This is a genomic window from Acidovorax sp. BLS4, assembly GCF_032929295.1.
In the GTDB taxonomy this organism is placed as follows: Bacteria; Pseudomonadota; Gammaproteobacteria; order Burkholderiales; family Burkholderiaceae_C; genus Paracidovorax.
The window spans coordinates 5,195,636-5,217,615 of record NZ_CP136797.1 but is presented as its reverse complement, the minus strand read 5'-3'; the positions used below and the strand labels follow the sequence as shown (position 1 = coordinate 5,217,615).

Below are 21,980 nucleotides of genomic sequence, written 5' to 3'. Positions count from 1 at the left end.
GAACTCAAAGCGACCGTGCGAATGGCACGCTCCGCGATGGCGACGTATCGGAAGCTCCTCGAAGCCTCAATGAACAACCCAGTCAGTTGACCCGCGCAGAGGTCCGCGCGGAGGCAATCGCGGCCGTCAAAGCAGGGCGGAGCCTTCACGGTAGCCACTGATCGCCAATTGCGCGAGAGTCCACGGGGTTCCAGTGGACCTTCCTGCGGACAAACTGGCATTGCCGGGGACAACCCAGCAATGCCTGAAACAATCAGTCATCTACGTTGGATTTCGCTCAGCCCAATGAGCACCTACCGCCGCCCGACCTGGGCCGGATCAAGCCCATAGCGCTCTGAGAACCGCTTAGAGAACGTAGCGGCAGAGTCGTACCCCACCCGGGCAGCAATTGTCTTGACGGGCAACCTGGAGGTCAGAAGCAAGTGAAGCGCCTGGCCGACACGGGCACTGTGTTCATGGGTGCCCCGAATACGCAGCTTGATGGCCAATCAGCACAACCGTGCGGGCAAGTTACTCTTGATGTTTTTTGCTGGTGCGAGCTATACTAAAAAAGCACCCAGCAGATGCACGCCGCCCGCAACGGCAAAGTTCAGTCACTGCCATCATTTAGCGCTTTCAGCGCAACTTCGTTGGAATCTCAACCTCGGATTTCTACAGAGCGGGCCCTAGGAAACCTCGGATTGAGATAACCGATGAACACTCTTGCAACCCCCATCACTTGGGCCGACTTGGTCCGTATTAAGAAGGCTGCTAAAGCAGCTACCGGCGCTCTTGCGCAGCTCTCTCACGCCCAGCGCCTCGACGCACTAGCAGTGTCAGAGTTCGGCGCACGCCACTTCCACGAACTGCAGAAGCGTTACGAAGCGCATGTAGCAAGCCACGTCGAACTGGCTGGCGCCCATCACTGCCGCTTTTGCCATTTGAATTTTTCGGACTTCGATGCGGGGGACCGCAAGCTTCACCAGGAGCGCCACCAGCTCTTCGAGGAAGCCCAACTCTCGCTAGGCTTCCTCCCCTTGCCGTACAAAGAGCGCGAAGAGATGAAGCGAGAGTTCGGCTACGACCAACTCAGCAGTGGCGCCCCAATGACCCGGCGCATGGGCGCACTCGCCATCCTCCTTTCGCATTACGACCGGTCTCTTGAACGCGCCATCCAGAACGGCCGTTGGCACAAGCACCCTACTCTCCTTGAGTACCTCCCATGCGCTGTAGCCACCTCAACATTCCTCGCCGGCAATGTGCGGGAACAACTCGTGAACGAGTTCGGAGAGCAGCCTGGTGTCATCCCCAAGGGTGACACAGACTGGCCGGCCGGACTGCAACGTAAAGCAGGCTTCAACTCTGGCGAGGCTGCGGCGTCCCAAAAATTACGGGAAGCAATTCTCTCTGCGCACCGCGCTTCAAAAAGCACTGGAGCTGCAATTCCAGTCTGACGCCGAATTCCCGGTTGCAATTTCGTACGACTAGGCTGCAGATGCCGGAGGACGTTGCCAAGATGGTGCGCCGGTCCCCGGCATGCCTGCAAGATTCATGGACTGCGCGGTGTCATGCTCAGCGAGCCTGTTCATTCCATGCCTCAAGCCTCTTGGCGAGAGCATGCCGTACGGCAGCGCAAGATAGACCTCGCTGGCCATCGCACTCAATCAAGTTGTGCATTGCATGGGGCGGCCAACCAACCGTATCGTCATCAAGTGCGATCCAATCCCTAGGTTGCCGACGTCGCACGTCCGCGACGATCTGCTCTCCGCGGGACATTGATTTGAACGCTGAGATGGCCCAAGGATCAGCACCGTGGATTCGCTTGTGGTAGGTGCCTCCGATAAAGCGTTGGCGCAGCCGTTCGGGAAGCCATTTGAGCGTCTTTCCATATCCGGGCTTGACACACCATGAGCTGCTCAGAACCAGCGATACCTTGGGGAACGGTTCAAGCGCTTCCTCGAGATAGCCAACCCATTCGAACAATTTGCGTCCAGGTGCTTCGCTTGGCGACATGAAGATGCCTCTGCGGTGATGCCACATAACGGCTTCGTGATGCAACACTCCGTCAATGTCGAGGTACAACGCCATGTCGGGAGGAACACGGCTTCTACAGGCTTGCCGTGCGAAATTCGGCTCCCTGTCGCTTAGGCTTTTTGCTTCTCTTGGGCTTGTTTCATCCATCTGTAATCCAACTTCTATCGCTTCAGTTCAACGCCTTAGCGAATCAAGTGGCTGATCGCGAGAGCGATCAGATAGATGTGCCACGAGCGCTCTCAGAGTCGCCTCTAAGTAGCTCGAGCCTGAGGCAACAATCGGGCCTATTTCGCATATCACGCGCCCATCACAAACCCGCAGTGTGGCTCCAAGCGCTTGTGCCATATCCAGCGGAACTTCAGCATCGGACCGATCAAATGATCCAAGCCTTATCGAAGTGTGCGATCCAAAAATCACGATGCTGTTTTCGTCCTCAGCGTGAAGGGCGAAAGGCCCGCGCTCAGTACCGATCACGTCGAACCCAGCAGCCCGGGCAAATACATACTCCAGCTGTACTCCGGTGAGCGCGTCCTCGTGGCCTGCCATCGCCCTGTCCCCCCGCTTGCGTAAGTAGACAAATAAAAAAGTTCTTTCCCGCCTGGTTCCGGTCTGCCGCGCGAAATGAGTAGCGGGTCCAGCGTCAGCTGCCTCGCCAGAGCTCACCGCCACAAACTAGAGATTCAAGATAAAGCATACTATACATTGCATTCCATGCTATGCCATTTATGAATGGTTTATTTGATATGGCCATCCAGATGAGACTTCCACCATTTCATGATTGCTTGAGATGGACGCTGTTGAGGTTTGGAAGGTTGGGCTAGGCCTTGTCGTACGAGGCCGCCGCCAACAGCGGGCGTTGTCCCAAGAAGCATTCGCCCACGATGTGGGACTCACCCGCAATGCCATTCAGAAGCTGGAGCGTGGGGGGACCAACCTTAGTTTCGAGAGCCTGCTGAAGGTAGCCACTGCCCTTGAGGTTGGCCCAGCCGACCTTCTGAGGGAGGTTGAAATGTTGGTGTCTGACCAATCGTTGTTCGAGAAGGCCCTCTTGGAGTTGGAGGACCAACGCAAGAAGGGCAGGCCATTGAAAGTTGGTCTCTAGCCATCGCACCGCCAACGTGACGTTACGTGCCTGATACACCCATATGAGTGTTGGCGTTTGCAATCGACACTCGCGCTGCGACTGTTAAGTCGTACTGGAGCCACGGGACCAAGAACTTCAGGTCGCTTGATGCGATCAATGACGTTCTCGCCCCATCCTTCTGATCTTGATCCATTGAATCCAATCAACGACTGAAGTGGCCGCCTAATCCGCTATCCTCGCAACTAAATGTAATGGCGCCACCTTGCGATAACTGGTAGCGTCAATGAAGGGGGGCATCATGAAGTTTAGGTTTCATACCGTAAGCTCGCCGCTGCAGTCATTCGGCAGGCCGGTTTTATGAGCGCACTGTCACCCGTGCTGATAAAGCACGCTGCGGCCGGCCCTTATCTTGGGTTTTCCTTGCAGCAGGTCAGGTTGTGCTACTACCTTTTAAGTGGTCCGAGTGATGCAAGCGTATCGCTCGAGTACCTAGATGATGTTGCTGTCCACTATGCTGATGACACGTTGCTGCTGGAGCAATGCAAGAGCGCTCTGTCGCACAACCCCATTTCTGATTGGTCCAATGACCTCTGGAAGACAGTACAGAATTGGCTGACTCTAGTGGAGAAGCAGAGCGTAGATGGGAAGAAAACCTGCTTCCAGCTCTACGTGACGCCTCCCAAGGCAGGCAAGCTGAGCGCCGCGATTCACACAGCGACAGACGCGAAGGACGTTGAGGAGCTTGTCAAACAGGTAAGAGACAAGCTGAAAAAGCGGGCCAACCCTCCCGAGTGCGTAGCGCACGTTCAGAGGTTTCTTGATACGACCGATGCGCTTCGATTAGCGGTCGTTGGAAAGACTTCGATTGTTGCCACCGATGTCGACCCATTGGAGCCACTTCGTGAGCGGCTTAGGTCCACGGTCCCAGAAGAGTCGCTCGACGTGATCTGCGCCTCCGCAATTGGTCAGGCGAAGGAAGCGGCCGACAAGTGCATCCGCAGAAAGGTTCCAGCATTACTGAGTGTTGCTGAGTTCCGAAGGAATTTCCACGCCTTTGTCAGGCAGAACAACATGGCCGGCTACCTTCCGGCCTTTACTTCCGCTCCGTCCACAGATGTCGCTAAGGCTTTGTTGGCAGGCCGTCCCGTCTTCCAGCGACAACTAGAGTTGATTGAGGCGACCGAAGCACAGCAGCTTAGGGCGGCAAGTGACCTCCTGCGCACGTCCGGCGAAAAAGTGAAATGGGCAGATCAAGGTCTCGTCTTCGACGGCACCTTCAAGGACTGGGAAGACTCGTTACTGCGCAAGCATGACGCGGCGCAGACCGAGGTTCAATACACACACTCTAAGGAAGCTCAGAACGTTCAAGGTCGGATCATCTACAGTCGCTGCGCCGCGATGGATGTGCCTCTTGACAGTCGGGCTGTTCCCGGATTTTTCACCCATGGCGCATTCAACGACTTGGCTGACAGCCGACGACTGGGCTGGCACCCCGATCACGAGACTCTTCTGAATGGGGAGGACAAGACGTGACGGACGGCGCTCATGTAGTGCGCCTTGGAGAGGCTGCAATAGTTCAGAACGAGGCGCTGGGCGCGTATGCCATCTGGCGATTCTGTATCGGATTCCAGGAGCGTGATGGGCAGGCTGTGACCTTACCTCTTACGTTCTTGCTCTTACCGTTGGTTTTTCACGCACCCACCCTGACCACTGTGCTGGGCACGCAAAAAGCCTCAGGCTTGCATCTCTTCGCCGGAAAACTCGGAGAGCATCGCGAGGATTTGCTGGCCGTTCATGGTCGTGCTTTAGGGCTTCGCCAACTGACACTGTCGTCGCTCATGCTCGCCGAGCAATCGCAGCTGATTCGCATAGAACCGAGTGCCGCAACCGTCCGGGCATTCAGTTCTCACCACCAACTGCAGGCTCCCACGCTCCCTGAGCGAATCCGACGAATTGCACCGGCTTGCGAAAAGATTGGGTACTGGTTTGCCGGCCTGTCTGACCAACAGGTTGCTCATACACTGAAGATAGGGTTCTGATGCACTTCCAACTGTTGAAAGTCATTTTGTGGCCGCGGGCAGGCGGTGAGCCTAGGGTCGTCAAGTTTGAGCCGAACATGGTGAACGTCATCAGCGGCGCCTCAAAAACGGGGAAATCATCTGTCATCCCCATCATTGATTACTGTCTCGGCTCTGAAAAGTGTGCGATTCCGGTGGGCGTTATTCGGGAGGCATGTTCTTGGTTTGGCGTACTTGTTGACACGCTTGAAGGGCAGAAGCTGCTCGCCCGACGGGAGCCAGGGGGGCTGAAAGCCTCCCACGAAATGCTGCTCCTGGAAGGCCCCATCATTGAGGTCCCTTCAACCATCACGGAAAAGAACCAGAACGTCGACTATGTGAAGGCTGTACTGAACAGGCTCTCAGGTCTGTCGAACTTGCAGTTCGAGCCGGGAACAGATGAGAGGTTTAAGTCGCGCGTGAGCTTCCGCGATCTGATGGCCTTCTTGTTTCAGCCTCAGAACATCGTTGCCAACCCCGACGTTCTCTTCTTCAAGGCGGACACGACTGAGCATCGAGAGAAGCTGAAAACCATCTTCCCTTACGTGCTGGGCGCGGTTAGTCCGGAACTGCTTCAGGCGAGGCATGACCTTGACCGGCTGGCACGCCTTCTGCGTCGCAAGGAGGGCGAATTGAAGGCGCGTCGGGAAACAGGTGCGGCGTGGGAGCGAGAGGGATTCGCTTGGGCTCGTCTTGCGATTGAGTATGGGCTTCTGCCGACCCACACCGAGGTGCCCGACGACTGGCCGTCGACCGTCGACTTGCTGCGAAAGGCGCTTAGCAGCGACACACGGTCCGCAACGCCTACGTTGGCGGCGATGGATGTCATCATGAGCAGACTCACTGAGCTGCGCGCAGTCGAGTCTAAGCTGACGATGGAACTCAACCAATCGCGTCAACGACTTCATGAGCTGCGGCGTCTCGACGAAAGCAGTGACGAGTATCGTGATGGTCTTCGCATTCAGCGTGACCGCTTGGGCTTATCTGCTTGGATTCGCGACCTTGCGTCGGAGCACCCTGCTGCGGTTCTTGAACCGAGTGAGGCAGGCCGTGCGCGCGTTGACCAACTGTGCCAAGCACTTGAAGGTATTGAGTTGCGCCTGCGGTCGTATCCAGGAGTTGCGGAGTCGCTCGGAAAAGAGACGCAGCGTCAGCGCCTAGCTATTGATACCGTGCTTAGCAACCTATCCGCAGTACGAACGGAGATTCGCAGCCTGGAGGGGCAGTCTGATGAGGCACGGAAAGTCACCACCCGAGGCGAGGAAGTTTCCCGATTCCTGGGTCGGCTGCAGGAAGCACTTAGGTTGTACGAAGCGGCCGACACGTCCTCGGAGTTAAACCAAGAAGTTTTAATGCTGCGGGAAGAGGTCGACAGGCTCGCCAAACTTGTTTCAGAGCATGAGATTGGCCGAAAACTGGAGAACGCACTCAATACCGTTCAGGACATCTCTGGAAGGTTGATTCCACAACTTGACGGTGAGTGGCCCGATGCGCCCATTCGACTTGTGATCCAAGACCTCACCGTAAGAGTTATCCGAGAAACGCGAGACGACTTCCTTTGGGAGATTGGCAGCGGGGCAAATTGGCTTGCCTATCACGTTGCCCTTAGTCTGGCCCTGCAGGGGTACTTCTTGCGATTGCCTCAGCACCCGGTTCCTGCACTCCTGATCTACGACCAGCCGAGTCAAGTCTACTTTCCTGCTCGTCGCGCTAGATCGGAATCAGAGGAGGAACTCGACCCGACTTGGGAGAATGAAGATGTTGTTGCGGTCAGAAAGGTCTTCGCGCTGTTTGACCACATCATCATGAAGACTAATGGGCGTCTTCAAATCATTGTCCTCGACCACGCGAACGAAGAGGTTTGGGGAGGGCTAAAGAACGTTCACCTCGTCGAAGAATGGCGTGGAAAGGGACTCGTTCCCGATTCGTGGGCCAGGGCAACCCCGTAGTTTTTGTCACGACCTGACCGCCTGTGCCGCTCGTCGCGGACCAGTCATGTAGTGCCCATTCTTTCGCTCTAGCCGCCGGTCGCGGCAGACGGAAGCGAACGTTCAACGTTTGACATGAGAGGCGCTGACCGGCTTGCCGGGCAGCGCCCTTCCGATGGAATGATTGAGTCTTATTTGCGCAAGGCCCTGCCAGGCATCATGAACTCCTGACCCGTCATTTCAGAGGAAAGTTCGTCAATGAATTGCGTCGGGGCAGATGCGATGAATTCAGAGAGCAGCCAGTTGTGATGGCACTCGAAATGCCGGGCGAGGCGTTCCGGCGTATACCGAGCTAACTCGCTCAGCTTGTGCATAACCGCAAAGGTGATCGTCATAGAGGAACGGGAGACCTCGCCGTGAATGTTACCGCCACGCTTTAGATACCAAAGCCGCTGTGGCCCAGCGATATAGAACAACTGCCCTCGAAGAGAGCGGTGAAAATTTGTGTAACGACCGAGACTCGCCGGCTTATCTCGAGGCCTCCAATCGAACCGTTGCTTACTGCGCACGAGAATTTGCTTGTCGTTGCCTGCGCCGAGCTCTTGTTCGAAAGAAGTTGGCAGCTTTGCCAAAGTCGCCTTGTTGGCGTACTTGCCGACAAACTCTGCGACAAACCAAGCCTCATGTGTCGTGGTGGACTTGACTATGCGCGGTTCAGCTATCGGCAGAAACAGTTCTTTAGCACTCTCGAATGTTAGGTCGTACGCACGGTGCACAAAGGGAAGGTTATATAAGAGGTCGTCCAATGAGTAGGTTTGACCGCCTGCTGGGACGGGCTCTCCCAGGTGATTGCACAATGACCCGAGTACCCCGCCTGGCTTGAATTTGACATGCTCGTTTGCCAACGATGTTCGGCCAATGGATGTGTGCCCAGAAACGCCATGCTGGTTGCCAGCAGGGACGTTTTTGGCAGAAAGCAGGGCCTTCGTTGCATTCAGGAAGCAGTAGTAGGCGGTGAGTGGGGCAGCCGTCTTGGGAAGCTCACGAGTCGCTTCGTAAAAAGAGCGAGCTTGCTGCCAATAGAAGCGGGCGGTGTGCTTACCTGACCTCCTTAGCCATAGATCGACGTAGTCCCAGGTATCGGTGACCAAGACTGTCTTTCCTCCAAAGTCAGGCGCAGTCATGGCCTTGTGGACCGTAAGGTGCTTGCCTTTGTATTCGATGTTGGTAAATGGCACCTCTTGCTCCTGTCAGACCTAACGTAGTGTGTTCCGCAGAACCTGCGGCATAACCTGGAACGCACAGGATACGCTGGTCACTCATTCCTCCTGAACGCGGCTAACTCACAGACGGCGATCTTCATAACTCCCGAGTAGGTGAAATGTTGCTTGCAAATCCCGGTCTGACGCAGGACCAGTGGCGCCACAACTTCAAATACTACGCATCGCTCAGTCTAGCCAACCAGGCGCGGCGTAGCGCCCATGGAAGATAGTCCGTCTCCGCCGCGCGCAAAATAGAAAAACCGGCACTTGCCGGATGGTTCGATGCAAATTCAGTCAGCGGCGGCAATCCCGGAATGTTATTGACCAGCGAAGCTCGACCGTTGGCTCAACGCTGTGTTGCCACTTCCAACGGGCATCGCCGGCCATCATGTAGATTGACCGTGGTGCCACCTGCAGGTTTTGGACCTGCCCGACCAACTCTGGAGCGTAGGGGTACGGGCGGAAGCGCAGGGTGGCGTCGCCGCCAAGTGACACGCCGATGATACGCTCGAAGTCGGGGACGTCCCGATGCCATCCCAAGGACGTGCCGGGCGAATACTCAGCGACCAGTGCATGCACCAAACGGTCTGAGGATGCCCGCGCCCAATCGGCCACTCGCTGCCTCAGCCAAGTAAGGCGTTCGTCCAATGGCTGAGCCGGAAGCAGCTTGTTGGCATCGAAGTCGTAGCTACCGCCGAAGCTCACCACGCGACGCCTTGCGAAGTATTCTTTGTAGCGCGCAGCATGCAGTGGCAGAGACTGAATGACATCGATAAGCGCGGCTTCCTCCTGACGCGTCAGGAATTCGGATTCGTACGCGAGGCCAGGGATCAACGTCACCAGCGCATCGTCATCGAACAGTCCGGATTGACTCATAGGAAGCTCCTTACCTGAGGTTTCTGCTCTCGGTCGACAACCGTCCTAGGAGGTGGCTAAGGTCCACCAGCTTCTCAGCGATGAGATTGCACACCTCGCCCTGGCGCTGCCAACCTGTTCAACCCAAAAGATGTCAAAGGCTAGAGTTCAGAACCCCGCTATAAAGATGCAGCCGTGCTCGCACCCGCGGTAGGGGTTGACCGAGTGCTCGAAGAAGATGTCCGGCGAGTCGTTGGCGCAGATGGCGCTGCGCGCGGTCTCCAGCACCACGTGCGTGGCCTGGGGGGCGGCGGCGTCCGGCCCTTCGCCGGGCCCGGCCCAGCCATCGTCGAAGGCGTCGCGCGCATCGCGCAGGAAACGGTGCGGGATCCGCGTCGCGGCGCCCCGCCCCTTGATGGCGTGCAGTGGGATCTGGAATTCGGACATGGACGGCGCCTCGGCTGCGGGCTGGGCCAGGGGCGACGCCGGTTCGACGCCTGCCTGCGGCCAGCCAAAGACTGTATATAAACACAGATATTAGCGCCGTTCGCTCGGGATGTCTCCGTCCCTTCGCCGGGCGCCGTTCGCCCCGATGCCGTGGGCCTGCACTGGCCCGGGCGACCGCCTGCGGTTCAGGCGGCCAGGGAGAGGCGGCGCAGCAGGCCGCGCAGGTGCATGCGCTGCAATTGCACATCCAGCGCCTGCAGCGCGCGGCCTTCCTCGGTGAAGCCCGTGATCCGGGCGCAGACCGGGCCGCCCTCCTCCTCCACGGCGGTGGTGCCCGTCAGCAGGCCAGCGGCGCGCAGCAGCTCGAAATGCTGGATTTCCTCGGGGTCGGAGGTGGTGAACGGCAGGGGCTGTTCCGCCACCTTACCCAGGAACACGACGTTCATATGCGCACTTTCTTCACAGGGCTGGCGCGCGCACCGGCCGGAACTCGGGGATCGAATCCGTGGCGCCAAGGCTGCCGCCCTCAGGGAAGGCACACGGTAGGCGACAACGCGGTGCAGCACAAGCACGGCCGGACAGGAGGTCACGGTGCTGCGCTCGGCAACGGTTTGGGTGTTTTTGGACTCCAGCACAATCGACACTAGGGCGTTATGCTATTTATTTAATAGCAAAATGAAGGTCGGCCGCGCTCGGCGGCGGCCATGGTGCGCCCATCCCGTGGCCCCTGCGTTGCGAGCCCGCCACCCCCGGCGTCGTGCCGGTGCGCCGTTCGGCGCGCCGTGGCTCAGTCGGCCGCCACGGGCGGGGCGGCCGCCGGCCCGGGGCCCGTGAGCGCCATCAGCACGTCGGCATACCAGGCGCAGTTCAGGCCCAGCGATTCGTCCTGCACCAAGTCGCGGGTGCTCATGTCCATGCGGGTCGAGTGCACGCCCAGCAGCTGCCACGGCAGCGGCGCCGGCGCCGGCCCGGCGCCCACGCGCCGGCGCAGCACCGGGGCGCCGCTGCTGCCGCGGTGGGTGCGGGCATCGGTCAGGAAATAGCCCTGCTGCTGGAACCGCACCCCGTAGGCCGAGGCCACCGAGGCCGCGCGCACCACGGGCAGGCGGTGCACCGTGTCGTGAAACCCCAGCGGGAACCCGATCACGACCAGCGCATCGCCGACCTGGGGCGGATCGCCCACGGCCTGCAGGTGGCCGGCGTCGAACGCCTCGAAGACGCAGCCCTCGGGCAGGCGGGCGATGTCGATCTCGATCGCGGCCACGTCCACCTCGCCCCCGCTGTCCACCGCCTGGCGCCACAGGCCCAGGCCGTCGCGGTACAGCGGCAGCGAGAACACGGCCACGCGCGTGAGGTCCTGCGGGTGCAGGTGCAGGTCGATTTCGATGCGGTCCGGAAAATGGGCGCTGGGCGCGTCGGCCAGCACGTGCCGGCTCGTCACCAGGAAAAGCCGCCCGTCGCGCCGGAAGAAGAAGCCGCTCGCGCCCGTCAGCGAGCGCGGTCCGTCGAACGTGCTGATGCGCGTGCTGGTGAGCAGCACGGATTCGGTGGCCGGAGCCTGGGACTGCGCCACGGGTCCGGACTCGGACTCGGCCAGCGGCGCCGGCGTGCCAGGCAGCGCGGCGATCACGCCGTGCATGCGGGCGGCGTCGCGCTCGAAGGTGGACAGCACATGGTCGGAGATGGGGGCGTGGAGCATCACGGTCCGGGCCGCTTCGACGTGCGCGTCGAACGACCGCGCCAGGGTGCCGTGCGCCCCGGACGGCAGGGCATCGAGCAGGGCCGGCAGCAGCGCGTCGATGGCGATGAGGCTGCCCTTGAGTTCGCAGATGCGCTCGGTAACGTCTTGCAGGTTTTTCATGGGGATGCGCCTTCCAAAAAAAGAAAACGCGGCCAGGGCCGCGTTTCGGGAGAGGTGCGGCCGGGGCGGACACCGCCCGGGCCTGGCGCCTTATTCGACGGCGCGGATGTTGGACGCCTGCGGTCCCTTTTCGCCTTGCGTCACTTCGAACTGCACGCGCTGGCTTTCCGCCAGGGTCTTGAAGCCGCTGCCACCCTGGATTTCGCGGAAGTGGGCAAACAGGTCCTTGCTGCCGTCATCGGGGGCGATGAAGCCGAAGCCCTTGCCATCGTTGAACCATTTCACGGTGCCGGTTTGTGTCGTCATATCGATTCCTTTTCAAGTTGCCGCGGCGCGAACGTGCCTGCGGCGCAGAGACGCCAAGAAAATCATCGATGGGATATTCGACAACATCCGCCGGCAGGGCGCCGGCGGGCAACTGGGGAGCGACCTAGGGAGTGACGGTCTTGCACATGTCTACGCGGCCCATGGTACACCCGTTCCCGCAACCGCCCTGGCGCCGCGCCGCGCTCACGGCAAAAGCCGCTCGTACTCGCGCTGCACGAGCCGGTGGCATTCGCAGCTGCGGCGCAGCAGTCCATCGATGTCCAGCACGGTGATGCGGCCACGGCGGTAGCGGATCAATCCGGCCTGCTGCAGGTGCCCCGCCGCTTCCGTCACCCCCTCGCGGCGAACGCCCAGCATGTGGGCGATGAGCTCCTGGGTCACCACCACGTCCGGGCCCTCCAGGCGATCGAGGCTGGTCAGCAGCCAACAGCAAAGTTGCTGGTCCAGCGAGTGGTGGCGATTGCACACGGCCGTCTGCGCGATCTGCGCCAGGAGCGCCTGTGCGTAGCGCAGCAACTGCCGCTGCCACGCGGCGGACTGCTGCAGCACGTCCAGCAGCGCATGGGCCGGCACGCGCCAGCCGCGGCCTGCGCACTGCACCACGGCGCGGTGGGGCATCGATTCGCCGCCCAGCACGATGCACGCGCCCACCATGCCCTCGAAGCCGACCACGGCGACCCCCGCGCAGCCGCCGTCTTCCAGGCGGTGCAGCAGCGAGACGATGGCGGTGGTGGGAAACACCGCATGGCCCACGCGCTCGCCCGGCTCGCCGAGCACCTGGCCCACGCCGAGGCTCACGGATTCGAGGTCGGGTTGCAGGCGCTGCCACTCGGTGTCGCCCAGGGCGGCGAGCAGGCGGTTGCGCCGGGGTTCTTCACGGTGGGGCATCGCATTCTCCAGAAAGCCGGATGCATCAGCGATGGAACAGCCACCGGCAACGATTCGCCCGGTTCAGTATAGGGCGCGGCCCGGGCCCGGCCTGTGTGTGCCAGCGCACAGACAGGCGGGCGGGCCGGCGATAGCCTCGCAGGCCAAGCGGTGCCAAGTCTTTCGCCGCCCTCTTTGGCTTTCCTTGCGCGCTCCACCCCATGCCCGCGCCGGTGCACCCACCGCCCGGCGGCATGCGATCACCCCCCACCTTTTCGGAGTTCCCCATGTCACAGCCTCCCTTTTTCCACGAAGCCTCGGGAACGGTGCGCTTCTGGGTCGAGGTCCAGTCGCAATGGATCGGTGCCAGCGTCGGCAAGGATGCCCTGCACTACCGCTACAGCCCGGCAGCGCGGACGAGGACCCGATGGACACCTACCGCAGCCACGCCCCCGAGATCGAGGCCGCGGCGCGCCGCCGCGTGGACCAGGGCGCCATCGAGCCCGTGATGCTGCGCGAGTTCGACCTGCGCGCGCCCTAGAGCGGCCGGCCGCGCACGCGCGCCCTCTTTCGCCCCGCCTTCCGTTGCCCGATCCGCCGTTCAGTCGCCTGGGCGCACCACCGCCCACAGCCCACCGAAAGGCACCATGACCCCCTTCCTCCAACGCCTCCTGTTTCGCGGCAGCGATGCATCGCTGTGGTCCGGCTCGGCGCCGGTGCGCGGCGAACTGTTCGGGCTGGAGCGCCTGGAGCAGCACGCCCAGAGCCTGGCCGCCGCGCAAGCCGTCAGCGCCAGGCCTCCGGCCGTCGCCCCGCTGCGCCGGCGCCTGGACGACAACGCCCGGGTGCTGCTGGCCGCCTACCGCGCCAGCGCGGCCGAGCTGGAGGCGGGCCGGCGGGTCGTGCCCGCCGCCGAGTGGCTGCTGGACAACTACCACCTCGTCGAAAAGCAGGTGCGCGACATCCGGGGCGATCTGCCGGCCGACTACTACCGGCAGCTGCCCAAGCTCGCATCGGGCCCCTTCGCGGGCTATCCCCGGGTGCTGGGCCTGACCTGGGCCTTCGTGGCCCACACCGACAGCCATGTGGATGCGGGCACGTTGCGGGCCTTCCTGCAGGCCTACCAGCGCGTGCAGCCGCTGACCATCGGCGAGCTGTGGGCGGTGGCGATCACGCTGCGCATCGTGCTGATCGAGAACCTGCGCCGGCTGGTGGACCAGATGACCGTGGGACGCGCCGCGCGGGCCGACGCCGACCGGCTCGCCACGCACCTGATGGCCCTGGGCTCTGCCCGCTCGGCGCTGGACGAGGACATCGCCGCGCGGTCGCCCCTGGCGCTGTCCGAGCTGTTCGCCGCCCAGCTTGCCAAGCGGCTGCGCGACCACGACCCGCGGACCATGCCGGCACTGGGCTGGCTGCAGGAGCGCCTGCAGCAGCAGGGCACCACCATCGACGAAGTGGTGTCGCATGCCCAGCAACGCCAGGGCGCCTCCAACGTCACCGTGCGCAACGTGATCACCAGCCTGCGCCTCATGTCCGACATCGACTGGGCCGACCTGTTCGAAAGCGTGAGCCTGGTGGACGAGCGGCTGCGCGAAGGCAGCCACTTCGCCGCGATGGACTTTCCCACGCGCAACCTCTACCGCGACGCCATCGAGCAATTGGCGCGCCGGTCCCGCCATTCGGAGCTGGATATCGCCGAGCACGCGCTGGCCGCCGCGAAGGCCGCCGCCAGCGCCCCAGGTGCAGAGCGCAGCGACGGCGCCGACGACCCCGGCTACCACCTCATTTCCGGGGGGCGCAGGGCGCTCGAGCAGGCCATCGGCTTCCATGCGCCGCTGCACTGGCGCCTGGCGCGACTGCGGGGCGAGCACAGCCTGCGCGGCTACGTGGGCGCCATCGCGCTGACCACGGGCGCGCTGTGCGCCGCGGGCTGGCTCGTGCTGCCCGTGGGCGCAGGCGCGTGGCTGACCGCACTGTGGCTGCTGGGCCTGCTGCTGCCCGCCTCCGAGGTCGCCACCAGCCTGGTGCACCGACTGGTGGCCTGGCGCCTGGGCGCGGCGCCCCTGCCCGGGCTGGAGCTGGCCGGGGGCATTCCGGCCTCGATGCGCACCCTGGTGGCCATGCCCACGCTGTTCACCAGCGCGGCGGACCTGCTGGAGCAGATCGAGCGGCTGGAGGTGCACTACCTGGCGGGCGGCGAGGGCGACATCGCCTTCGCGCTGGTGGCCGATGGCGTGGATGCGCCCACGCAGGACCTGCCCTCCGATGCCCCCCTCGTCGCACTGGCCGAGCAGGCCATCGCGGCGCTGAACCTGCGCCACGGCCCCGCGCCGCAGGGGCCGCGATTCCTGCTGCTGCACCGCCGCCGCCTGTTCAATGCGGCGGAGACCACCTGGATGGGATGGGAGCGCAAGCGGGGCAAGCTCCATGAGCTGAACCGGCTGCTGCGCGGCGCGGCGGACACCAGCTTCGTGCCCACCCCGGCCGTGCCGCAGGGCGTGCGCTACGTGATCACGCTGGACGCCGACACGCGGCTGCCGCGCGACGCGGCGCTGCGCCTGGTGGGCAAGATGGCCCACCCGCTCAACCGCCCCCGGTTCGACCCGGTGTCGCAACGCGTCGTGGGCGGCTACGCCATCTTGCAGCCGCGCATCACGCCGTCGCTGCCCACCGGCAGCCAGGGCTCGTTCTACCAGCGGATCTCCTCCAGCCCGGGCGGCATGGACCCCTATGCGATGGCCATCTCGGACGTCTACCAGGACCTCTTCGGCGAAGGCTCGTATACCGGCAAGGGCATCTACGACGTGGATGCCTTCGAAGCATCGCTGCAGGGCCGGGTGCCGGACAACACCCTGCTGAGCCACGATCTCTTCGAAGGCACTTTCGCGCGCGCCGGCCTGGCCTCCGACATCGAACTGATCGAGGAAGCCCCCGCCCGCTACGACGTGGCCGCGCGGCGCCAGCACCGCTGGACCCGGGGCGACTGGCAGCTGCTGCCCTGGATCATGGGCCACTGGAGCGGGCCCCAGGCCGTGTCCGCCGTGGGGCGCTGGAAGATGATCGACAACCTGCGCCGCTCGCTGCTGGCGCCATCGGCGCTGCTGGCGCTGGGCATGGCCTGGGCGATGCCCACGGCGCCCGCCGCCGTCGCCATGCTGCTGGTGCTGCTGGTACTGGCCATTCCTTCCTGCCTGCCGTTGCTCTCCAGCGCCTGGTCGCACCGGCCGGGCGTGCGGCTGCGCAGCCAATGGCGGGTGCTGGCCGCCGATGCGCGGATGGCCTGCGCCCAGACCGTCCTGGCCTGGAGCCTGCTGGCGGACCAGGCCTGGCGCATGGGCGATGCCCTGGTGCGCACGCTGGCCAGAATGTTCGCCACCCGCCGCCACCTGCTGGAATGGACGACCGCGGCGCAGTCCGGCCAGCGCCCCCGGCCGGGCGTGCGGGGCTTTTACCGGCAGATGGCCCCGGGCATGGCGCTCGGCCTGGCCGTGGCAATAGCCTCCATCGCGGCGGCGCCATCGCACTGGGCGGCCACGCTGGCGCTCCTGCTGCCGATGCTGTCGCTGTGGCTGGCGGCGCCCGCCCTCGCCGCATGGGCCAGCCGGCCGCCAGGCACGGCGCCCCTGCTGGACCTGCAGCCCGCGCAGGCCCTGGCGCTGCGCCGGATCGCGCGGCGCACCTGGCGCTACTTCGAGACCTTCGTGACGCCGGCGGACCACATGCTGCCGCCCGACAACTTCCAGGAAACGCCCCGGCCCGTGGTGGCGCGCCGCACCTCGCCGACCAACATCGGCCTGTACCTGCTGGCGACGGCCGCGGCGCGCGATTTCGGCTGGGCCGGCACGCTGGAGACGGTGGCGCGCCTGGAGGCGACGTTCGCCACGCTGCAGCAGCTGCAGCGCTTTCGGGGCCACTTCTTCAACTGGTATGGCACGGCGGACCTGCGCGCGCTCGATCCGCCCTACGTGTCGTCGGTGGACAGCGGCAATCTCGCCGGCCACCTGATCGCCCTGGCCAACACCTGCGACGAGTGGCGGGCCCAGGGCGGCCCCTGCGCGGAAGTTCGCACGGGCATCGGCGACGCGCTGCAGCTGGCGCGTGCGGACCTGCCGGGCCTGGCCAGTGCGCGCGGCGTGCCCCTGGCGCAGCGCATGGGCGAGCTGCTGGACGGCATGGCCGCCCTGATCGATGGCCCCCTGCCCCTGCGGGAGCTGGCGCCCGCGCTGGGCCGTCTGGCCGACAAGGCGGCCAGCGCGGCGACGCCGGCGGGCTCGGTGGACGGCGATCCGGGCGTGGACGAAATGCTGTTCTGGACCCGCGAGATCGCCCGCGTGGCCGCGGCGCACGCCGAAGATGCCCTGGCGCCCACCCCGGCGCCGGCACTGGCCCAGCGGCTGCAGGCACTGGCCGGCACGGCGCGTGAGATGGCCCTGGCCATGGATTTCGCGTTCCTGATGGACCCGGAGCGCAAGCTGCTGTCCATCGGCTACGCCCTGGCGGAGCAGCGCCTGGACGAGAACTGCTACGACCTGCTCGGGTCCGAAGCCCGGCTGGCGAGCCTCTTCGCCATCGCCAAGGGCGATGCGCCCACCCGCCACTGGTTCCGCCTGGGGCGTGCTGCCACGCCGCTTGCGGGCAGTTCGGCGCTGATCTCCTGGTCCGGCTCGATGTTCGAATACCTGATGCCCTCGCTGGTCATGCGGGCGCCCGCGGGCAGCCTGCTGGAGCAGACGAACCGCCTCGTGGTGCAGCGGCAGATCGCGTACGGGCAGGCGCTCGGCATTCCGTGGGGCATCTCGGAGTCTGCCTACAACGCGCGCGACCGGGAGTTCACCTACCAGTACTCCAACTTCGGCGTGCCGGGCCTGGGCCTCAAGCGCGGACTCGGCGACAACCGCGTCATCGCGCCGTACGCCACCGGCCTGGCGGCCATGGTGGAGCCGCGCGCGGCGCTGCTGAACTACGAGCGCCTGGCCGCCCTGGGCGCGCTGGGCCACCATGGCTTCTACGAAGCGCTGGATTTCACGCCCACGCGCCTGCCCGAGGGGCAGCCGGTGGCCATCGTGCGCAACTACATGGCCCATCACCAGGGCATGACCATCGTGGCCCTGCTCAACGTGCTGAAGGACGGCCGCATGCGCGAGCGCTTTCACCGCGAGCCCATGGTCCAGTCCAGCGAACTGCTGCTGCAGGAGCGCACGCCGCGCAACGTGGCGGTGGACCGGCCGCGCGCCGAAGAAGTCAAGGCCTCGCTGGACGGCGGCGTGGGCCAGCCACCCACCGTGCGCCGACTGGTGGCCGGAGCGCCGGGGCCGGTCACGCACCTGCTGTCCAACGGCAGCTACACGGTCATGCTCACGGCCGCCGGCGCGGGCTACAGCCGCTGGCGCGGGGTGGCGGTGACCCGCTGGCGCGAGGACGCCACGCGGGATTCGCACGGCAGTTTCATCTACCTGCGCGATGTGCAGAGCGCCCAGCTCTGGTCGCCCACCACCCAGCCCCTGGGGGCCAGCCACCACCACGGCGACGTTCTGTTCGGCGAGGACCACGCCACGTTCTCGCACCACGACAAGGGCCTGCTCACCACGCTGGATGTGCTGGTGTCCGGCGAGACCGACGGCGAGGTGCGCCGCATCTCGCTGGCCAACAGCGGGCGCCGGGCGCGCGAGATCGATGTGACCTCCTATGCCGAGGTGGTGCTGGCGCCGCAGGCCGCGGACGACGCGCATCCCGCGTTCTCCAAGCTCTTCGTGCTGACCGAGTACCTGCCGGAATTCGGCGCGCTGATCGCCACGCGCCGGCCGCGCACGCCGCACGAGCCGCAGGCATGGGCCGGGCATTTCGCGGTGCTGGAAGGCGAGATCACCGCGGCGCCCCAGTACGGCTCCGACCGCGCGGGCTTCCTGGGCCGGGGACGCGACCCCGCCACCGCCGCCGCCGTGCTGCAGGACCTGCCGCTGTCGGGCGCCGTGGGCACGGTACTGGACCCGGTGTTCGCCCTGCGCCAGCGGGTGCGCGTGGCACCGGGCGGGCTGGCGCGCATCGCCTTCTGGACGGTGGTGGCATCGACCCGCGCGGGGCTGCTGGACCTGATCGATCAGCACCACGAGCGCAGCGCCTTCGACCGCGCCGCCACGCTGTCGTGGACGCAAGCCCAGGTGCAGCTGCGCCACCTGGGAGTGGACGGCGAGGAAGCCGCCGACTTCCAGCGCCTGGCCGCCCCGCTGCTGTATGCCGACCGCCGGTTCCGCGCCCATCCCGAGACCCTGCTGCAAGGCGCCGGGCCGCAGTCGGGGCTGTGGCCGCACGCGGTCTCCGGCGACCTGCCCATCGTGGTGCTGCGCATCGACGACATCGAGGACATGCCGCAGGTGCGGCAATTGCTCACGGCCCACGAATACTGGCGCATGAAGCAGCTGAGCGTGGACCTGGTCATCCTCAACGAACGCGCGTCTTCCTACGTGCAGGACCTGCAGGTGGCCATCGAGACCGCGGTGCGCAGCAGCCAGGCGCGCCCGGCCATGGCGTCGGGACTGGCGCAGGGCGCGGTCCATGTGCTGCGGGCCGACCTGCTCGGGGTCCAGGGGCGCGCGCTGCTGCAGTCGGCGGCGCGCCTGGAACTCGTCGCGCGCCAGGGCCCGGTCGCCGACCGGCTCGCCCGCATGGCGCCGCCCTCCCCGGGCGCGGCACCGGCCACCGCCCGGCCGGCCTGGGTGCCGCCGCCCTCCCCGCTGGCGCCTGGCGCGGCACCCGCCCCAGCGGCATCCGACGACCTGGAGTTCTTCAACGGCCTGGGCGGATTCGCTCTGGACGGGCGGGAGTATGTCGTGCGGCTGGGCGCAGGCCAGGCCACCCCGGCGCCCTGGATCAACGTCATCGCCAACCCGGGGTTCGGGTTCCAGGTGTCCGAGCGCGGCAGCACCTGCACCTGGTGCACCAACAGCCGCGAGAACCAGCTGACCCCGTGGTCCAACGACCCGGTGAGCGATCCGTCCGGAGAAGCGATCTACGTGCACGACGAAGCCACGGGCGAAGCGTGGACCGCCACGGCGCAGCCCCTGGGCGACGATGGCCTGTACGAAGCGCGCCATGGCCACGGCTACAGCCGGTTCGCGCACGCGGCGCGCGGCCTGGGGCTGGAGCTGCTGCAGTACGTGCCCGGCGAGGACCCCGTCAAGATCTCGCGCCTCACCCTGCGCAACACCTCGGGCAAGGCCCGGCGCCTGACCGTCACGGCCTATGCCGAATGGGTGCTGGGCACCTCGCGCGGCGCGTCGGCGCCGTTCATCGTGACCGCGGTGGATGCCGGCAGCGGCGCCCTGCTCGCCCACAAGCCCTGGGACATGGCGTTTGCCGGCCGGGTGGCCTTCGCGGACCTGCGCGGTCAGCAGACGGCGTGGACGGCCGACCGCACGGAGTTCCTGGGCCGCCACGGCGGGCCCGGAGCGCCTGCCGCGCTCACAGGCCATGTGCCGCTGTCGGGCCGCACGGGCGCCGGGCTCGACCCCTGCGCGGCGCTGCAGTGCGTGGTCGAACTCGCCCCGGGGGCTTCGGTGGAGGTCGTGTCCCTGCTGGGGCAAGGCGACTCGCTGCAGGCCACGCAGGCGCTCATCGCCCGCTACCGCACCTGCGATCTCGATGCCGTGCTGGCGCAGGTGACCGCAGGCTGGCGTCAGACGCTGGGCGCGGTGCAGGTGCGCACGCCCGACCGGGCCATGGACATCCTGCTCAACGGCTGGCTGCTCTACCAGACCATCGCCTGCCGGCTCTGGGCCAGGGCGGCCTTCTACCAGGCCAGCGGCGCCTACGGATTCCGCGACCAGTTGCAGGACGGGATGGCGCTGCGCTTCACCCACCCGGAGCAGACCCGCGCGCACCTGCTGCGCGCCGCCGGCCGCCAGTTCCCGGAAGGCGACGTGCAGCACTGGTGGCTGCCGCACTCCGGCCAGGGCGTGCGCACCCGCATCTCGGACGACCGCGCCTGGCTGGCCTATGCGGCGGCGGAGTATGTCGCCACCTCGGGCGATCACGCCGTGCTGGACGAAGCCGTGCCCTTCCTCGAAGGCCCGGCGCTGCAGCCCGGCGAACACGATGCGTTCTTCCAGCCCATGCCGTCCGGACAGTCGGCCTCGCTGTTCGAGCACTGTGCCCGCGCGCTGGACCAGTGCATGGCGCTCACGGGCCGGCAGGGGCTGCCGCTCATCGGCACCGGCGACTGGAACGACGGCATGAACCGCGTGGGCGCCGAAGGGCAAGGCGAGAGCGTGTGGCTGGGCTGGCTGCTGATCCGCACCGTCGCCCTCTTCGCGCCGCTGGCCGAAGGCCGGGACGACGCCCGGGCCGCGCTCTGGCGCGCGCACGCGGAATCGGTGCGCGCCGCCATCGAGGCGGTGGCATGGGACGGCGCCTGGTATCGCCGCGCCACCTTCGACGACGGCACCTGGCTGGGCTCGCAGGACAGCGGAGAGTGCCGCATCGACGCCATCGCCCAGGCCTGGGCCGTGCTGTCGGGGGCCGCCGACCCGGCAAGGGCCGCCCAGGCCATGGATTCGCTGGAGCGGCACCTGATCCGCCAGGACGACGGGCTCGCGCTGCTGCTAGCCCCCCCGTTCGACCAGATGCCGCGCGACCCGGGGTACATCAAGGGCTACCCGCCCGGCCTGCGCGAGAACGGCGGCCAGTACAGCCACGCCGCCATGTGGTCCATCCTCGCCTTCGCGCAGCAGGGCGATGGCGACCGGGCCGCCGCGCTGTTCCGGCTGGTGAACCCCATCCTGCACGCCAGCACGCCCGAGCAGGTCGCCCGCTACCGGGTCGAGCCCTACGTGGTCGCGGCCGACGTCTATGCCGTGCCCCCGCATGCCGGGCGCGGCGGCTGGACCTGGTACACCGGCTCGGCCGCCTGGATGTACCGCGCGGGCATCGAAGGCATCCTGGGGCTGCGCCGCGAAGGCACGGCGCTGCGGGTGCGGCCCTGCATTCCTGCGGACTGGCCGGGGCTCGAGGCGACGGTCACCATCGGCACCAGCCACTGCGCGATCCGCGTCGCCCGTGCCCCGGGTGCCGGCGGCCCGCCGCAGGCCTGGCTGGACGGTGTCTCCGTGCCCTGCGAAGACAGCGGCGTGCGCGTGCCGCTCGACGGTGGAGAGCATGATTTGCTGCTGACGCTCTGATCGCGGTGCGCCCCATGCACCAAAGCCCGCCCATACTGTATTTAAATACAGACACTCAGTACACTCTGGCCCACCATGGATTTCGCTCTGTGGCACAGTCGGA

14 protein-coding genes and 1 pseudogene are annotated in these 21,980 nt (G+C 65.3%); 6 read left to right on the top strand and 9 right to left on the bottom strand.

Annotated features, from left to right (window positions below):
- Window positions 1-293 precede the first annotated feature (293 nt).
- Complete coding sequence (locus tag R1Z03_RS25010) at window positions 294-488, bottom strand: helix-turn-helix domain-containing protein (protein WP_372588200.1); 195 nt, start codon at window positions 486-488, stop codon at window positions 294-296.
- Between the two features lie 204 nt (window positions 489-692).
- Between R1Z03_RS25010 and R1Z03_RS23900 the strand changes: the two genes are divergently transcribed.
- On the top strand, window positions 693-1,433 hold the full coding sequence (locus R1Z03_RS23900; RefSeq protein ID WP_317355934.1) for a hypothetical protein: 741 nt from the start codon (window positions 693-695) through the stop codon (window positions 1,431-1,433).
- A 118-nt stretch (window positions 1,434-1,551) separates the two neighbouring features.
- Here R1Z03_RS23900 and R1Z03_RS23895 read toward each other — a convergent pair whose 3' ends face one another.
- A complete protein-coding gene (locus R1Z03_RS23895) occupies window positions 1,552-2,160 on the bottom strand; it encodes an HAD domain-containing protein (protein WP_317355933.1) in 609 nt (202 codons plus the stop codon).
- 640 nt (window positions 2,161-2,800) lie between these two features.
- On the opposite strand from R1Z03_RS23895, the gene R1Z03_RS25005 reads away from it, so the two are divergent.
- From R1Z03_RS25005 to R1Z03_RS23880, 4 genes are all read left to right on the top strand, one after another.
- Window positions 2,801-3,115 carry a helix-turn-helix domain-containing protein gene (locus R1Z03_RS25005; protein WP_372588199.1) on the top strand — a complete coding sequence of 105 codons (315 nt, stop codon included), beginning with the start codon at window positions 2,801-2,803 and terminating at the stop codon, window positions 3,113-3,115.
- A 339-nt stretch (window positions 3,116-3,454) separates the two neighbouring features.
- Window positions 3,455-4,630, top strand: a complete 1,176-nt coding sequence (locus tag R1Z03_RS23890; protein WP_317355932.1) for an ABC-three component system protein — start codon at window positions 3,455-3,457, stop codon at window positions 4,628-4,630.
- On the top strand, window positions 4,627-5,136 hold the full coding sequence (locus R1Z03_RS23885) for a three component ABC system middle component (RefSeq protein ID WP_317355931.1): 510 nt from the start codon (window positions 4,627-4,629) through the stop codon (window positions 5,134-5,136). The genes R1Z03_RS23890 and R1Z03_RS23885 overlap by 4 nt, the downstream gene beginning before the upstream one ends.
- Window positions 5,136-7,103 carry a DUF3732 domain-containing protein gene (locus R1Z03_RS23880; protein ID WP_317355930.1) on the top strand — a complete coding sequence of 656 codons (1,968 nt, stop codon included), beginning with the start codon at window positions 5,136-5,138 and terminating at the stop codon, window positions 7,101-7,103. Before R1Z03_RS23885 ends, R1Z03_RS23880 begins: the two co-directional genes overlap by 1 nt.
- A gap of 170 nt (window positions 7,104-7,273) precedes the next feature.
- Here the strand turns inward: R1Z03_RS23880 and R1Z03_RS23875 are convergent, their stop codons facing one another.
- From R1Z03_RS23875 to R1Z03_RS23845, 7 genes and pseudogenes are all read right to left on the bottom strand, one after another.
- Complete coding sequence (locus tag R1Z03_RS23875; protein WP_317355929.1) at window positions 7,274-8,320, bottom strand: YaaC family protein; 1,047 nt, start codon at window positions 8,318-8,320, stop codon at window positions 7,274-7,276.
- 318 nt (window positions 8,321-8,638) lie between these two features.
- Window positions 8,639-9,220 carry an alpha-ketoglutarate-dependent dioxygenase AlkB gene (locus R1Z03_RS23870; RefSeq protein ID WP_317355928.1) on the bottom strand — a complete coding sequence of 194 codons (582 nt, stop codon included), beginning with the start codon at window positions 9,218-9,220 and terminating at the stop codon, window positions 8,639-8,641.
- Window positions 9,221-9,382: 162 nt separating this feature from the next.
- Window positions 9,383-9,646 (bottom strand): annotated as a pseudogene (locus R1Z03_RS23865) (radical SAM protein); the annotation flags it as partial.
- 185 nt (window positions 9,647-9,831) lie between these two features.
- Window positions 9,832-10,092, bottom strand: a complete 261-nt coding sequence (locus R1Z03_RS23860; protein WP_272568362.1) for a hypothetical protein — start codon at window positions 10,090-10,092, stop codon at window positions 9,832-9,834.
- Between the two features lie 341 nt (window positions 10,093-10,433).
- A complete protein-coding gene (locus R1Z03_RS23855; RefSeq protein ID WP_317355927.1) occupies window positions 10,434-11,507 on the bottom strand; it encodes a serine protease in 1,074 nt (357 codons plus the stop codon).
- Between the two features lie 90 nt (window positions 11,508-11,597).
- Window positions 11,598-11,813, bottom strand: a complete 216-nt coding sequence (locus R1Z03_RS23850) for a cold-shock protein (protein WP_272552015.1) — start codon at window positions 11,811-11,813, stop codon at window positions 11,598-11,600.
- Window positions 11,814-12,017: 204 nt separating this feature from the next.
- The gene (locus R1Z03_RS23845) at window positions 12,018-12,722 is read right to left on the bottom strand and encodes a Crp/Fnr family transcriptional regulator (RefSeq protein WP_284431427.1); all 705 of its coding nucleotides are present in this window, start codon (window positions 12,720-12,722) and stop codon (window positions 12,018-12,020) included.
- Between the two features lie 626 nt (window positions 12,723-13,348).
- On the opposite strand from R1Z03_RS23845, the gene R1Z03_RS23840 reads away from it, so the two are divergent.
- A complete protein-coding gene (locus R1Z03_RS23840; RefSeq protein ID WP_317355926.1) occupies window positions 13,349-21,877 on the top strand; it encodes a GH36-type glycosyl hydrolase domain-containing protein in 8,529 nt (2,842 codons plus the stop codon).
- Window positions 21,878-21,980: the final 103 nt, after the last annotated feature.

What these genes read in the sequence shown, in the direction of transcription:
- R1Z03_RS23900 (WP_317355934.1), top strand. Translation starts at nt 693, where the DNA reads ATGAACACTCTTGCAACCCCCATCACTTGGGCCGACTTGGTCCGTATT.
- R1Z03_RS23895 (WP_317355933.1), bottom strand. Translation starts at nt 2,160, where the DNA reads ATGGATGAAACAAGCCCAAGAGAAGCAAAAAGCCTAAGCGACAGGGAG.
- R1Z03_RS25005 (WP_372588199.1), top strand. Translation starts at nt 2,801, where the DNA reads ATGGACGCTGTTGAGGTTTGGAAGGTTGGGCTAGGCCTTGTCGTACGA.
- R1Z03_RS23890 (WP_317355932.1), top strand. Translation starts at nt 3,455, where the DNA reads ATGAGCGCACTGTCACCCGTGCTGATAAAGCACGCTGCGGCCGGCCCT.
- R1Z03_RS23880 (WP_317355930.1), top strand. Translation starts at nt 5,136, where the DNA reads ATGCACTTCCAACTGTTGAAAGTCATTTTGTGGCCGCGGGCAGGCGGT.
- R1Z03_RS23870 (WP_317355928.1), bottom strand. Translation starts at nt 9,220, where the DNA reads ATGAGTCAATCCGGACTGTTCGATGACGATGCGCTGGTGACGTTGATC.
- R1Z03_RS23860 (WP_272568362.1), bottom strand. Translation starts at nt 10,092, where the DNA reads ATGAACGTCGTGTTCCTGGGTAAGGTGGCGGAACAGCCCCTGCCGTTC.
- R1Z03_RS23855 (WP_317355927.1), bottom strand. Translation starts at nt 11,507, where the DNA reads ATGAAAAACCTGCAAGACGTTACCGAGCGCATCTGCGAACTCAAGGGC.
- R1Z03_RS23850 (WP_272552015.1), bottom strand. Translation starts at nt 11,813, where the DNA reads ATGACGACACAAACCGGCACCGTGAAATGGTTCAACGATGGCAAGGGC.
- R1Z03_RS23845 (WP_284431427.1), bottom strand. Translation starts at nt 12,722, where the DNA reads ATGCCCCACCGTGAAGAACCCCGGCGCAACCGCCTGCTCGCCGCCCTG.
- R1Z03_RS23840 (WP_317355926.1), top strand. Translation starts at nt 13,349, where the DNA reads ATGACCCCCTTCCTCCAACGCCTCCTGTTTCGCGGCAGCGATGCATCG.